This window comes from Virgisporangium ochraceum (assembly GCF_016863655.1).
GTDB classification, from domain to species: Bacteria; Actinomycetota; Actinomycetes; order Mycobacteriales; family Micromonosporaceae; genus Virgisporangium; species Virgisporangium ochraceum.
The window spans coordinates 106,339-120,597 of record NZ_BOPH01000098.1 but is presented as its reverse complement, the minus strand read 5'-3'; the positions used below and the strand labels follow the sequence as shown (position 1 = coordinate 120,597).

The following is a 14,259-nucleotide window of genomic DNA, read 5'->3' as shown; positions in this document are numbered from 1 at the left end:
CTGCCACACGCCCGTGCGATGGTTGGCCCATGATCAGGAGCCGTCGGCTGGCCATGGCCGCGTTGCTGCTCGGCGCGGTGAACATGCGGCCGGCGGTCACCAGCCTCGGGCCGGTGCTCGCGGAGGTGCGGGCCGCCCTCGGGATGAGCGCGGCCGTGGCCGGCCTGCTGACCTCGGTCCCCGTGGCGTGTTTCGCTCTGGTGGGGACGGCCGCGCCGCGACTCGCGCGGCGCTTCACGGCGGCGACCGTCGTGGCGGTCGGCCTCAGCGCGGCGGTGGTCGGCCTCGCGGCGCGGGTGTTCGCGACCGGCGCGGCCGCCTTCGCGGCGGCGACCGCTGTCGCGCTCGCCGGGATCGCGCTGGTCAACGTGCTGCTCCCGGCCGTGGTCAAGGAGCGCTTCCCGGACCGGGTCGGCGCGGTCACCGGCTGGTACTCGATGGCGCTCAATGCCGGGGCGACGGCCGCCGCCGGGGTGACGGTGCCGGTCGCGGCCGCGTTCGGCGGCGACTGGAGGGTCGGCCTGGGGGTGTGGGCACTGCTCGCGGCCCTGTCCGTGCCGCCGTGGTTCAGCCTGAGAGGTGACCGGCACAGCACCGTCGCCACTCAAGAGGTGTCCGGGGAGGTGGCGGCCCCAATGGTGCGAAGTCCGGTCGCGTGGGCCCTGGCCTGCTACTTCGGCCTGCAGGCCACCTCCGCGTACGTGATCATCGGCTGGCTGCCCCAGATGTTCCGCGACGCCGGCCTGTCGGCCACCACGGCCGGGGTGCTGTTCGCGGTGACCTCGTTGCTCGGGGTGCCGCTGTCGATCGTGCTGTCGTCGCTGGCCGGCCGGTTGCCGAACCAGAGCGGTATCGCGGTGGGCCTGGTGCTGGTCGGCATGGCCGCCTACGCCGGTCTGTGGTGGGCACCCAACGGCGGGGCGTGGGTGTGGGCGGTGCTGCTCGGGGTCGCCAACTGCTCCTTCCCCCTGGCCCTGACCATGATCGGCCTGCGCGGCCGCACCGGTGCGGCGGTGGTGCGCCTGTCGGCGTTCGCCCAGAGCACCGGCTACCTGATCTCCATCCCGGGCCCGCTGCTCGTCGGGGTCCTCTACGACCACACGGGCGGGTGGTCGGCGCCGTTGGCGTTCATGCTGCTGGTCATGGCCGGCCAACTGGTCGCCGGTCACCTGGCCGGCCGCGACCGCGAGGTCGCCTGAGGCGGCCGTCAGCCATCACGACCGGTCACCCCGCGGACCGATCACCCCCACTGGCCGTGGCCGGTCACCCTGCGGGCCGCGACCGCGAGGTGGGACGAGGTGGCCGTTCGGCCATCTCGGCACCGGGAGTACGGTTCGATTCGCTAACAGCTAGGAATCGATGGATGTAGGGGCGCTCCCGCATGGTGCACAATCACGCCGTGGATGCGGCGGACATGCTCGGTGGGCGCTACCGCCTCGTCGAGCGGCTCGGCGAAGGAGGCATGTCCGTCGTCTGGCGGGCGTGGGACGAGGTCCTCGACCGGCATGTCGCGGTGAAGCTGCTGTCGCCCCGGTTCGTCGCCGACCCGACGTTCCGCCAGCGTGTGCGTGCCGAGGCGCAGGCGGCCGCCCGTCTCGCCCATCCGAACATCGCCGGCATCTTCGACTACGGCGAGTCGTTGCGCCCCGGTGGCGAGCGGGTGCCCTACATCGTCATGGAGCTGCTCAGCGGCCAGACCCTGGCCGAGCTCCTCGACGACGGACCGTTGCCGCTGTCGCGGGTCCTCAAGATCTGCGCCCAGATCGCGAGCGGCCTCGCCGCCGCTCACGAGCAGGACATCGTCCACCGTGACGTGAAGCCCGCCAACGTCATGATCCTGGCCAACGGCACCGCGAAGGTGGTCGACTTCGGTGTCGCCGCTGTCGTCGGCGACCTGACGGAGCAGGGCGGGGTCCTCTTCGGGACGCCGGCGTACGTCGCGCCGGAGCGCCTGTCCGGTGGTGCCGTGGTCGCCGGCACCGATGTCTACGGCCTGGGTGTGCTGCTGTACCGGATGCTGGCCGGGTACATGCCGTGGCCGGCGGAGTCGACGACCCAGATGCTCGTGGCGCACATGTACACCGAGCCCGAGCCGCTGCCCCCGCTGACCGGCCTGCCCTCCGACGTGATCGCCGCCTGCGAGGCGTGCCTCCTCAAGGAGCCCGCCGACCGTCCCCCCGCAGCCGACGTCGCCGACATCCTGACGGCCGCCGCCGCCACGATCTCCGTGGATCTGACGCCGGTACCCGTGACGCGCCCCGGCAGCCGTTCTGGTTCCCGGTCCGGTGGCCGTCTTCTCGGGGCCGGCTCCGGCGCCGGTCCGTTCGGTGCCGGTCCGTTCGGTGCCCGTCCCTTCGGTGCCCGTCCCTTCGGCGGCCGCGGCCCCCGCCGGCGCGCCCGACTCGTCACGATGGCCGCCGCCGCGATCGCCGTGATCCTGGTGGCGGCGGTCGCCGCCGCCAACGTCGGCGCCGACGACGCCGACCGGCGGACGGCGGGCCCGTCGACCGGCGGCGAGGTCCCGACCGCCGGCCAGCCCACCGGCTCCTCCTCCGCCGGCGGCTCCGGTGTGGGCGGCACGGCGCCCCCGAACGCGACGGCGAACACTCCTCCCAACGGCGGCGCGCCCCTGCCGAACGGCGCCCTCCCTCCGATCGGCACCCAGACGCCGCCCGCCCCGGTCCCGGGCACCCCGACGACCGGCCCGTACAACCAGCCGGGCCCCACCGAGACCGACCCGCCGGACCCCCAGTGGCAGGAACGCTCGGCCTCCGAGTACGGCAACTCCGTCACGGTCCGGTGCGTCGGCGAGGTCGCCCAGATCGTCGCCTACAACGCGGCGGCGGGCTGGAACGTCACCCGGGTCAACCCGGGCCCGGCCGAGCAGGTCAACATCCGGTTCGAGACGGGCACCTCCGGCCGCGTGACGTTCAAGAGCCGCTGCAACAACGGCATCCCCCGCATCAACCCGGACGTGGCCGCTCCCTGACGAGCCCGCGTCTCCGGCGCGCGGGTGACTCCTGCTCGCCCCTGTCTCCTGCTCGCCCCCGTCTCCTCGCCACTGGCTCCTGCCGCGCGCCCCGGCGCTGATCTGCGCGGCGCGCCGCATTCCCTGCTCTCTGCTCTCTGCTCTCTGCTCTCGCTCCGTGCCGCGCCATCGGCGCGCCGCGGTGGCACTATCGAACACATGGTCGGTATCCGCCCCGAGACGGTCAGCCTCTCCTACCTGGGCGCCACGATCGACATCGTCGACCCCGAGGCGCTCTTCTCCGCGGCCCGCCAGGGCCGGCTCACCCTGCTGCACGAGGCCGACCTGCCGGCACCGGTCACCGCCCTCGGCCTGACCCTCTCCCCGGAGCCCGACGGCTCCGCCTTCCGCCTGACCGGCTCGGTCACGGCGGTGCCCCGCCGGCCGTTCACCCGCCCCGAGGACCTCGGCCACGCCATGCTCCCCGCCACCGCCGTGGCGATGCTGTTGGGCGGCGTGGCTGGCCTGGTCACGCTGACAGTCCTCGGCTACGCCGCCTACCGCGACCGCCGCGAGCGCCGCGAAGCCGCCCTCCGCGAAGCCGCCGCCCGGGAAGCAGCCGCCTACTCCGCCGCTGGACGCTCCCCCGTGGGTAACCCAGCCGCGGGTAACCCAGCCGCGGGTAACCCGGCCGCGGGAAGCCCGGCCGCCGGCCGCGCCGGCCGGGGCGGGACGCGGCACGCTCTGCCCGGCTCCGGCTGGCGGGGTGGCACGACCGCTCCCGACGGCACATGGTGGCCCGGCGACCCCCATGCGCCGAGCGGCCCGGATCGGCCCGGGGGCGCGACTACTTGGGGCGGCCCGGGCAAGCCGGCCGGCACTGTCCGGTCGGCAGAGCAGTCGGCCGAGCAGCCGGCCGAGCAGCCGGCCGCGGGCACCGTCGTCGACGCTGATACCGGCATGGTCGCCACCCTCGCCGCCACCGGGCCGCGCACCCTGACCGTCTCCGCCACCGTGCCGGCCGCCTTGGCCGACGCGGGCCAGCTCGCCGCGTTCACCCGCATCCTTCTGACGGTGGCCGTCCGGATGTCCAACGCCGGCGACGATGCCGACTTCTGGACGGGACGGCGAATCCGCCTCAGCCGCTACCCCGGCGGCCGGTCGATCCTGCCCGGCTCCGACGTGCTGCGCCTCGACCAGATCGGCGGCATGGACCACGTGGTCGCCCAGCTCCGCGAGGTGGCCGACTCGTTCAACCACCCGGCCGCGATGGCCCGCTGGGGTACCCGCCGCCCGCAGGGCCTGCTGTTCTACGGTCCACCCGGTACCGGCAAGACCACGCTGGCCAAGGCCCTGGCGGCCGAGATCGGCGGCCGGCTCCGCGAGGTACGCACCCCCGACATCCTCAACAAGTGGGTGGGCAGCTCCGAGCGGAACATCAAGGAGATCTTCGCCGAGGCCCGCCGCTACCGGACACCGACCGTGCTCCTGTTCGACGAGTTCGACAGCATCATCAGCTACGTCGGCGCGCCCGACCACTCCGCCGACCAGATGGTCAACTCGGTCGCCGGCATCTTCAAGCAGGAGATGAACACCCTCATCGCCGAGAACCCCAATGTGATCGTCGTAGCCACCACCAACTTCCCCGACAAGGTCGACGAGTCCCTGATCCGCTCCGGCCGCTTCGACGTCAAGCTGTCCGTTCCCCTACCCAGCGCGACCGGTCGCGCCCAGATCCTCACCGGCATGCTCCGTCAACTGATCGCCGACCACGAGACCGACGGGTTCCGCATGTTCGCCGACGACGTCAACGTCGTCGAGCTCGCCAACGTCACCCCCGGCATGACCGGCGCCGACCTCCGCGAACTGCTGCGCCGCGTCCGCATGGCCAAGGCGATGGCCGAGGCCCGCTACGGCGCGGCGAGCCCGATCACCCAGCGGGACCTGCTCGACGCCCTGGCCGGCATGCGCCGCCACATCTGAGACCCGCCGTCACCCGGGCGCGCCCCGACCGAAGCGGCCCGGGTCGAAGAGCGCGACCGGGTGCCGCGTGGAGCCCTCCGTCGCGAGGTCGGCCAGGATCTCGCCCACCACCGGCACGAACTTGAACCCGTGGCCGGAGAAGCCGCACGCTACCGTCACGTGCTCGTGGGCCGGGTGCGGGGCGATCACGAAGTGCTCGTCGGCCGTGTTCGTGTACATGCACGTCGACGCGCGGAGGAACCGGTCCGGCAGGTCGGGGATCCGCCCGCGCAGGTGTGCGGCCATCGCCGCGACCTCGGTGTCGGCCACGACCCGGTCGATCGTGTCGGCGGTGCACGTTCGGCCGCCGCGGAAGAACGCCACCTTCACCCCGTCGTCGGGACCGTCGATGGCCGGAAAACCGTACAGCTGCGTGCCCCCGGCGTCCTCCCAGACGTAGATCGGATGACGGCCGGGCCGGAACGGCTCGACGCCGCCGGCCGGCGCGAACCAGTACAGCACCTGCCGCTCGATCGTGAACGTGACGCCGAGGTCGGCCAGCAGCTCGGGCGCCCACGCGCCGGGGCAGATCACGAGGTGCCCGGCGGTGTAGGTGCCCTTGTCGGTGACGACCTCCACGCCGCCGGACGACGTCTTCCAACGCCGCACCGGCTCGTGGAAGCGCAGGTCGGCACCGTGACGGCCGGCCAGGTCGAGGTGGGCGCGCACCGTCTCCTCCGGACGCACGAACCCGGCGTTGTCCTCGTACAGCGCGATGTCGTCGGGGCCCGGCGTCAGCGTCGGGAACCGCCGCCGGATGTCGGCGGCGCCGAGCACCTCGTGCGGCAGGTCCCACTGCTCGGCGCTGCGCCGGCTGCCGGCGACGGTGGTGCTGGCCGGTGGGCCGATCATGATGCCGCCGGTGAGCGTGATGACGTCGCGGCCGCTGTCACGGGCCAGCGTGTCCCACAGCTCGTGCGCGCGCAGCAGTAACGGCACGTAGGCGGGGTCTTCGAAGTAGGCCTGCCGCGTGATCCGCGAGTCACCGTGGCTGGATCCCCTGTCGTGCGCGGGCCCGAACCGTTCCAGCCCCAGCACCCGCCGACCACGGGCGGCGAGGTGGTACGCGGCGGCGCTTCCCATGCCGCCGAGCCCGATCACGATGACGTCGAAGCCGTTCATGGCGGCCACGCTACCGACGCGAACCATCGTTGGCTTCCGTCTGGAGACGGTGAGGAAATCCCCACCAACGAGCCGGAGCCTGCCCTACCGACACGGGCGCGTTCACGCGAAAGGCTTTCCGGGACGGGCATCCGCGCGATCGAGCAGGGTTTCGGGAGCACATGGTGTATCTGCGGCGCGGCATGCGTCCAAGGAGGAGGAGGGGTGGTCACCGTGAGGGCAGCGGGTAACACGTGTGCCACCGCTCACCGGGTCGGTTACGGTTCGCCGGTGCTCGTGATACCCGTCGACCGGAAGGTGCCGGCCCTCGCCTGAGACGGCGACGAACTCGTGGCGCCCGAGAGTGGGCCGCTGCGGTGGGCGTCCGACGGCACTCCGGTGGAGCAGGAGCCGTCCCGGGTGTTCGGGGGTCCGTTCGGGCAGAGCGTGACCTCGGCCGACGGGCGGTACCGGGTGCTCTACGTGGAGCGGGGCACCAAGGCGTTGCTGCTCGACGGTCCGGAGCTCGTCCGGGAGCTCGACCGCAGCTACTACCACGCCGCCGACTACGACTATCCGGTCGCGGTGGGGAGGATGGCCGACGGGCGGGAGGTCGTCGTCCACTGCCCCACCCGGTACGACACGCTGCACGTCGACGATCTGTGGTCCGGAGAGCGGCTCACCGGCGGGGAGCGGGAGCCGATCGACGTGTTCCATTCGCGGTTGTCGGTCAGTCCGGACGGGAACCATCTGCTCGCCGTCGGGTGGGTGTGGCAGCCGTACGGGGTGGCGTTGGCGTTCTCGTTGCCGCGGGCGGTCGCCGATCCGGGCACGCTCGACGGATTCGGCGTGGTTCCGTTCCACCGCGCGGTCGGCGCGGAGGGGGCGAACGCCTGCTGGCTCGACGCCGACCGGATCGTCGTCACCACGTCGGCCGACGACGAGGACGACGCCGACGACGACCAGCTCGGTCGGGCGCAGGTCGGGGTGTGGTCGATCGGTGCGGGGGCCTGGCTGCACCGGTCGGCGCTCGGGTTCGAGGCCGGGGTGATCGTGCCGCGCGGCGAGCAGGTCGTCGCGTTGCACGGGCATCCCCGGCTGGTCGACGTCGTGTCGGGGCGGGTGGTCGCCGAGTGGCCGGAGGTCGGCACCGGGCGGTGGACGGGCTGTTACGGCGTCAGCCACCTGCCGAGCCCGGTGGTCGCGCTGCGTCCGGACGGTACCCGTCTCGCTGTGGCGGGCGCGGACACCATCACCGTGATCGACCTTCCCGAACGGTAGAAGCCGTACAGGGAGAGGCCGTCCAGGGAGGAAAGGAGTCAGCTCAGCGCGAACCGGGCACGTTCGTGGTCGACCAGCACCTCGCGGATCACCCTGCGTTGTTCGGCGGCCTCCGCGTCGTTGCCGGCCTCCAGGGCGCCCTCCATGATGAGCAGCGCCTTCCACAGGGCCCATCCACGTCCGCGGGCCCAGGTGTCGGCGTCGAGGGCGAGCGTCGAGCGGAAGGCGTCGCGGCTCTTGCCGGTCAGCATGGTCCAGGCCAGGGCCAGGTCGCAGGCCGGGTCGCCGACGCCGGAGGTGCCGAAGTCGATCACGGCGGCGAGGGTGCCGTCCTCGACCAGGAGGTTGCCGAAAGCGACGTCGCCGTGGAACCACACCGGGTCGGCCGGCCAGGTCGAGGCCTGCGCGTCGTCCCAGACCTGGCGGGCGGCGCCGACCGGCACCTCGTCGACGAGGGCGGCCAGGGAGCGTTCCACGTCGGGGGTGTAGTAGGCGACCGGGCCGCCGCGGTGGAAGTTGTGCGGACCGGGTGCCGGGCCGTCGGTCGCGTCGCAGGCCCGCAGCGCCACCAGGAACTCGGCCACGGCGGTGGCGAAGGCCGTCGGGTCGGCGACGTTCCCGCCGTCGAGGTGAGGAGACGCGGGTGCGCCCGCCAGCCACCGGTACACCGACCACGGGCGCGGGAAGTCGTCGGACGGCCTGCCGTGGGCCACGGGGGCCGGCACCGGCAGGGGAAGGTGCGGGGCGAGCAGAGGCAGCCAGCGCTGCTCCTTCGCCACGGCGTGCTGGTAGGCGTCGGCGCTGGGCAGCCGCACGCTCAGGTCGTCACCGAGCCGGAACGTGCGGTTGTCCCAACCGCTGTGGTCGACCGGCCGCACGGGCAGGTGCGACCACTGCGGGAACTGGTCGGACAGCAGACGGCGGACGAGGTCCTCGTTGATCTCGGCGGGCACCGCGCCAGTGTGCCAACAACCATCCGGAATCACGAGGGGGGCCGTGACTGTTGTGGGTCGAGCGTCCTCTGGCGCCCGTTGGTGTTCGATGACGCTCGGCTCTGCGGTGATGGGAATTGTCATAGCTCGGTGTGATACTTGCCCCGTCGTTCGGGGAGGGGGCGGTGGGAGTGCGGGTGGTACAGGCGTACCGGTTCGCCCTCGATCTCACCCCGTCACAGGAGCGGGCGAGCTTGATGTCCGCTGGTGCGGGCCGGTTGGCGCACAATGAGATGCTGGCGCGGGTTAAGGCAGTCATGGACCAACGTGCCGCTGAACACACTTACGGCGTCCCAGACGAAGCGTTGACCCCGGCGCAGGGCTGGTCTCTGGCCGCACTGCGCAGGACCTGGAACCAGATCAAGGGCGATGTGGCGCCGTGGTGGGCGGAGTGTTCCAAGGAGGCCTTCAACACCGGCCTCGACTCGTTGGCCCGCGGGCTGAAGAACTGGACCGACTCCCGCACCGGTAAACGCGGCGGCCGGAAGGTCGGGTTCCCTCGGTTCAAGTCGAGGCATCGCAGTACGCCGACGGTGCGGTTCACCACGGGGGCGATCCGCTTCGCACCCGACCGCAAGCATGTGGTCCTGCCCAGGCTGGGCCGGTTGAAGCTGCACGAGTCGGCCCGCAAGCTCGCCCGGCGTATCGAGGCGGGTACGGCACGGATCCTCTCGGCGACGGTCTGCCGGCGGGGTGGGCGCTGGTTCGTGTCGTTCACCGTCGACCTGGAAAGCCCCGACCGGACCCCTCTTCGACCAAGGAGTGTGATCGGAGTCGATGTCGGCATCACGCACTTGGCGGTGCTGTCCGCCGGTGAACCGGTTCCCAACCCCCGCCACCTCGACCGCGCCCAGCAGCGGCTAAGGGCACTCGGCCGGGCGCTGGCCCGTAAACAGGGCCCGGACCGGCGGATCGGCCGGGCACCGTCGAAGCGGTGGCAGCGCTACCGCGGACGGATGGGGGCGGCGCATGCGCGGGTGGCGAACCTGCGCCGCGACGGGCTGCACAAACTGACCACCCGGCTCGCCCGCGTGTACGGCACGGTGGTGGTCGAGGATCTGAACGTGGCCGGCATGCTAGGCCATCGGCGGCTGGCCCGGCACATCGCTGATGCGGGGTTCGGGGAACTCCGCCGTCAGCTTGATTACAAGGTGGTGTGGAACGGCGGTCGGCTGGTCGTGGCCGACCGGTGGTACCCGTCTTCGAAGACGTGTTCGGCGTGCGGTGCGGTGAAAGCCAAGCTGCCCCTCGCCGAACGTATCTACCGCTGCGCCAGTTGCGGCCTGGTCCTGGACCGGGATGTCAACGCCGCACGCAACCTCGCCGCCCTCGCCGCGAACGAATCGCACACCGCCGGGAGTGGCCCGGTGGCAGGACGCGGAGCCATCCGCAAGACCCCGAACATGGGGCAGGAGGCCGTGAAACGTCAACCCGGCGCCACCACCGTGGGTCAGACCGGGACCGTCCTCCCGCAAGGGATGACAGCCGCATGAGCGCCGAACAGCACTCAACGGCAACGGCGCGAAGAACTCCAGCGCGATGTTGTCCGGGTCGCGGACCGACAGGCCCGACCCGTAGTGGGCGTCGACGATGCCGCCGTGCGCGATACCGAGGTCGTCGAGGTGCTTCCGCCATCCGTCGAGGGCCGACCGGTCCGCGCACGCGAACGCGACGTGGTCGAGGCCCACGCGGCGCTCGTCGAAGGCGGAACCGGCGGCCGACGGGAACGCGTGCAGACCGATCAGCTGACCACCACCGATCGGGAACACGACGTGGTGGAACGGGCCGGTGTCCTCGTCCAGGACGGGGTCGACGCCGAGCAGGCGCCGGTACCAGGCGACGCTGGCGGGCAGGTCGGTCACGGTCAGCGCGACGTGGGTGAAGGCCGGGAACTCAGGATGACACCCACCGTCGACGCAGCTGTTGCAGTCCCGTTGCAGTCACGGGCCGGAGGCACGCGGGTCCGTCGATAGAATCGGCGGGTGCCCGACCGGCCCATACTCGAGCGGGAGCGCGAGCTGGCCGAGCTCGCGAGCGCCACCCGCGCCGCCGCCGAAGGCACCGGCTCCGTGGTGCTGGTGTTCGGCGAGGCCGGCATCGGCAAGTCGAGCCTGCTGCAGACCGCCCGGTCGGTGCTGCCCGCGGAGGGACGCCTGCTCGTCGGCTACTGCGACGACCTGTCCACACCCCGGCCGTTCGGTCCGCTGCGCGACCTCGTCGGAGCCGTCGGCGCCGGCCTGGCCCGGGCCCTCGACGCCAGCGACCGCACCCGCGCACCCGACGCGCTGCGGGCCGAGCTCGACCGGCCCGGGCAGCCGACCGTGCTCGCCGTGGAGGACGCGCACTGGGCCGACGAGGCGACCCTCGACGTGCTGCAGTTCCTGGTCCGCCGGATCACGGCGCTGCCAGCCGTCCTCATCCTCACCTACCGCGACGACGAGCTCGGACCCGAACACCCGCTGCACCGCCTCCTCGGGCTGGCCTCCCGCACGCCGGGCACGCGGCGGCTGCCGCTGCAGAAGCTGTCGACCTCGGCGGTCCGGCGGCTCACCGAACAGAGCGCGCTCGACCCCGACGACGTGTACGCGGTCACCGCCGGCAACCCGTTCTTCGTCACCGAGGTCGTCGCCGCGGGCGGCGCCCGGAAGGTGCCGCCCACGATCGCCGACGCCGTGCGGGGACGTGTCGCCGGGCTCCCCGAGGCCAGCCGCGAGGCGCTGGAGCAGCTGGCGGTGCTGCCGTCCGGGGTGGAACGGTGGCTGCTCGACCCGCTGCTACGCGACAGGCCCGAGAGGCCCGGCAACGCCGACAGGATGCACGTGCTCGCGGCGGCAGAACAGCACGGGCTGCTCACCGTCACCCCGCAACGGGTGGCCTTCCGCCACGAGCTGGCCCGCCGGGCCGTCGCCGACGCGCTGCCCGCCGCCCGCCGCATGCACTACAACCGCAGGGTCCTGCGAGCCCTCGTCGAGCACACCGAGTGGGACCTGTCCCGCATCGTGCACCACGCCGCGGAGGCCGGCGACACCGACGCGATCGTCCGGTACGCGCCCGCCGCCGCCACCGAGGCCAGCCGCACCGGCGCCCACCGAGAGGCGGCCGCACACCTGCGGCTGGCGCTGACGCTGCGCACGCGCTTCCCCGACGACGCGCTCGCCGGCCTCTTCGAGGCGTACGCCGTCGAGTGCTACACGCTCGGCCAGGCCGGCCCCGCGCTGCCGGCGCAGCAGGAGGCGGTCGCGCTGCGCCGCACGCTCGGCGACAAGGCGAAGCTCGGTACCGCGCTGCGGTGGCTGGCCCGCATCGGCTGGTGGGCCAACGAACGGCCGACCGCCGAACGCGCCGCCGAGGAAGGCGTGAAGATCCTGCGGGACGCGGGTGAGCCCGCCCTGCTGGCAATGGCGCAGAGCAGCCTCGCCCAGCTGCACATGCTCGCCAACCGCAACGAGGAGAGCGTCGCGCTGGCGGCGGAGGCGGTCACGGTCGCCCGCTCCGTCGACGACCCAGCGCTGCTCTCGCACGCGCTCAACAACTGGGCGACCGCCGGCTGGCGGATCGGCGACCCCGACGCCGAGGCGCGGCTGGTGGAGAGCCTGCGCGTCGCGCTCGACGCCGGCGAGACCGACCACGCCTGCCGCGCGTACGTGAACCTGGTGTGGAGCCTCATCGAGGACCGCCGCTGGGACGACGCCGACCGCTACCTCACCGAGTCGATCGGCTACGCCGACGGCACCGAGTTCGTCGGGTTCCTCGCGTACCTGCTCGTCGCCCGCGGCCTCGTCTACCTGGCGACCGGCCGGTGGGACGAGGCGGTCGCGGTCGTCGAGCCGGCCTTCGACGCGCAACCGGCCGCCCGCTGGGGCGCGCTCACCGTCCGCGGCCGCATCGCGGTCCGGCGTGGACTGCCCGAGGCCGACGACCTGATCGACCAGGCGCGCCAGATCGCCGAACGCATGGACGAGCCGCTGCGCATCGGTCCGGTCGCGGCCGCCCGCGCAGAGGCCGCGTGGTTGCGGGGGGACCGGGCTGCGGTGACCGCGGTGGCGGCGCCCGCCTACGACCGCCTCGCCGGCGACCCGCGCGACCCGGTGCTGCCCGAGCTGTACCTGTGGCTCGCCAAAGCGGGGGCGGCACCCACCGGAACACCACCACCCGGCCGCCCACCACCCGGCCGCCCACCACCCGGCCAGCCACCCGCTGGCCAGGCAACGCCACCCACCGGCGCACCACCCACCGGGCGGGCGACCCCGCCGGCGTGGACCGAGCCGTACGTGGCGCAGGCCCGGGGCGACTGGGCGCTGGCCGCGGAGGGCTTCACCGAGCTCGGCTGCCCCTACGAGTGCGCCCAGGCGCTGGCCGACAGCGACGACCCCGACGACCTGCTCGCCGCGCTGTCGGTCCTCGACGGGCTCGGGGCCGAGCCGCTGGGCCGGCGGGTGCGGGCGCGGCTGCGCGACGTCGGCGTCACCCGGATCCCGCGCGGGCCGACCGACACCACCCGCGACAACCCGGCCGGCCTCACCGAGCGGCAGCTCACCGTGCTGCGGATGGTCGCCGAAGGCCTCACCAACGCCCAGATCGCCGAGCGGCTGGTGGTCTCCACCCGCACCGTCGACACCCACGTCGGCGCCGTACTCGACAAGTTCGGCGTCCGCAACCGCCGCGACGCGGTCGCCCACGCGGTCACTCTGGGGATCGTGCCCGGCCAAAGTAGGTAGGTGCACGCACGAAACTCCGTAGCTGGCACGGATCCGCCGGGGCCGCGCCCCGCCGTAGAACTGGCTCATGCTGCAGGACGAGGATGTCAAGCTCGACGGGTCGACGATGGGAACGCCGGTCAACGCGGGCCGGCTGCTCGAGTTCGTCGAGCGGTTCGTCGGAGACCTCGGTGCCACGATGGCCGCCGGAAGCGTGGTCCTCGGTGACCGGCTGGGCCTCTACCGCGCCCTCGCCGAGTGCCCGCAGCACCCGGAGGAGCTGGCCGGCCGCACCGGTACCGCCGCCAGGTACGTGGAGGAGTGGCTGCGGGGACAGGCGGCCAGCGGCTACGTCTGCTACGACCCCGCGACCGGGAAGTACTCGCTGACCCCGGAGCAGGCGTTCGCGCTCACCGACCCGCACGGTCCACTCTTCGCGCCGGGCGCGTTCGAGCTGGCGCTCGGGGCGCTGCGGGCCGAGCCCGAGATCGCGGCCGCGTTCCGCACGGGCGCCGGCATCCCCTGGGACCTGCACGACGACCAGGTGTTCCGCGGCTGCGAGCGGTTCCTGCGGCCCGCCTACACGGCGAACCTCGTGCCGAACTGGCTGCCGTCGCTCGACGGCGTGGTCGCCAAGCTCCACGCCGGCGCCCGGGTCGCCGACGTCGGCTGCGGGCACGGCGCGTCGACGGCGCTGCTCGCGGCGGCGTTCCCGCGGTCGACGTTCGTCGGCTCCGACCCGCACGCGCGGTCGGTGGCCGAGGCCGTCCGCGGCGCGCGGTCGGCCGGCGTCGACGACCGCGTCGAGTTCGAGACCGCGTCGGCGCAGACGTTCAGCGGCGGACCGTTCGACCTCGTGACCACGTTCGACGCGCTGCACGACATGGGTGACCCGCTGGGCGCCGCCCGGCACGTCCTGCGCTCCCTGCACCCCGACGGCACGTGGATGATCGTCGAGCCGTACGCGGGCGGGTCGGTGCCGGAGAACCTCGGCCCGGTCGGCCGGGTCTACTACTCGCTGTCGACGTTCCTGTGCGTGCCGAACGCGCTGTCGCAGCCGGGCGGCTACGCGCTCGGGGCGCAGGCCGGCGAGGAACCGATCCGCCGGCTCGCCCTCGACGCCGGGTTCGGCACGTTCCGGCGGGCGGCCGAGGCGCCGTTCCACCTGGTGTACGAGGCGAAACCGTGAGGGCGGACC

General features: G+C 73.2%; 9 protein-coding genes and 1 pseudogene. 7 read left to right on the top strand and 3 right to left on the bottom strand.

Annotated elements, in window-relative coordinates:
* The first annotated feature begins 29 nt into the window (after positions 1–29).
* The 3 genes from Voc01_RS36195 to Voc01_RS53455 all read left to right on the top strand — a co-directional run bounded on the left by Voc01_RS36195 (position 30) and on the right by Voc01_RS53455 (position 4,951).
* Positions 30–1,199, top strand: a complete 1,170-nt coding sequence (locus Voc01_RS36195; protein ID WP_203932161.1) for an MFS transporter — start codon at positions 30–32, stop codon at positions 1,197–1,199.
* 200 nt (positions 1,200–1,399) lie between these two features.
* A complete protein-coding gene (locus Voc01_RS36190; RefSeq protein WP_203932160.1) occupies positions 1,400–2,989 on the top strand; it encodes a serine/threonine-protein kinase in 1,590 nt (529 codons plus the stop codon).
* Positions 2,990–3,187: 198 nt separating this feature from the next.
* Positions 3,188–4,951: an AAA family ATPase gene (locus tag Voc01_RS53455; RefSeq protein ID WP_239160721.1), complete on the top strand. Its 1,764-nt coding sequence runs from the start codon at positions 3,188–3,190 to the stop codon at positions 4,949–4,951.
* 9 nt (positions 4,952–4,960) lie between these two features.
* Here Voc01_RS53455 and solA read toward each other — a convergent pair whose 3' ends face one another.
* Positions 4,961–6,112 carry an N-methyl-L-tryptophan oxidase gene (gene solA, locus Voc01_RS36180; protein WP_203932159.1) on the bottom strand — a complete coding sequence of 384 codons (1,152 nt, stop codon included), beginning with the start codon at positions 6,110–6,112 and terminating at the stop codon, positions 4,961–4,963.
* A gap of 330 nt (positions 6,113–6,442) precedes the next feature.
* Between solA and Voc01_RS36175 the strand changes: the two genes are divergently transcribed.
* A complete protein-coding gene (locus Voc01_RS36175) occupies positions 6,443–7,372 on the top strand; it encodes a hypothetical protein (protein WP_203932158.1) in 930 nt (309 codons plus the stop codon).
* 38 nt (positions 7,373–7,410) lie between these two features.
* On the opposite strand, the gene Voc01_RS36170 is transcribed toward Voc01_RS36175, so the two are convergent.
* Entirely contained in the window at positions 7,411–8,325 is a 915-nt protein-coding gene (locus Voc01_RS36170; protein WP_239160720.1) for an aminoglycoside phosphotransferase family protein, read from the bottom strand.
* 164 nt (positions 8,326–8,489) lie between these two features.
* On the opposite strand from Voc01_RS36170, the gene tnpB reads away from it, so the two are divergent.
* Entirely contained in the window at positions 8,490–9,857 is a 1,368-nt protein-coding gene (tnpB, locus tag Voc01_RS36165) for an IS607 family element RNA-guided endonuclease TnpB (protein WP_239160719.1), read from the top strand.
* A 93-nt stretch (positions 9,858–9,950) separates the two neighbouring features.
* On the opposite strand, the pseudogene Voc01_RS36160 reads toward tnpB, so the two are convergent.
* A pseudogene (locus Voc01_RS36160) lies at positions 9,951–10,226 on the bottom strand (VOC family protein); the annotation flags it as partial.
* A gap of 120 nt (positions 10,227–10,346) precedes the next feature.
* Here Voc01_RS36160 and Voc01_RS54245 point away from each other — a divergent pair.
* Both Voc01_RS54245 and Voc01_RS36150 read left to right on the top strand, forming a co-directional pair.
* A complete protein-coding gene (locus Voc01_RS54245) occupies positions 10,347–13,082 on the top strand; it encodes an AAA family ATPase (protein ID WP_203932156.1) in 2,736 nt (911 codons plus the stop codon).
* Positions 13,083–13,149: 67 nt separating this feature from the next.
* Positions 13,150–14,250 carry a methyltransferase gene (locus Voc01_RS36150; RefSeq protein ID WP_239160718.1) on the top strand — a complete coding sequence of 367 codons (1,101 nt, stop codon included), beginning with the start codon at positions 13,150–13,152 and terminating at the stop codon, positions 14,248–14,250.
* Positions 14,251–14,259: the final 9 nt, after the last annotated feature.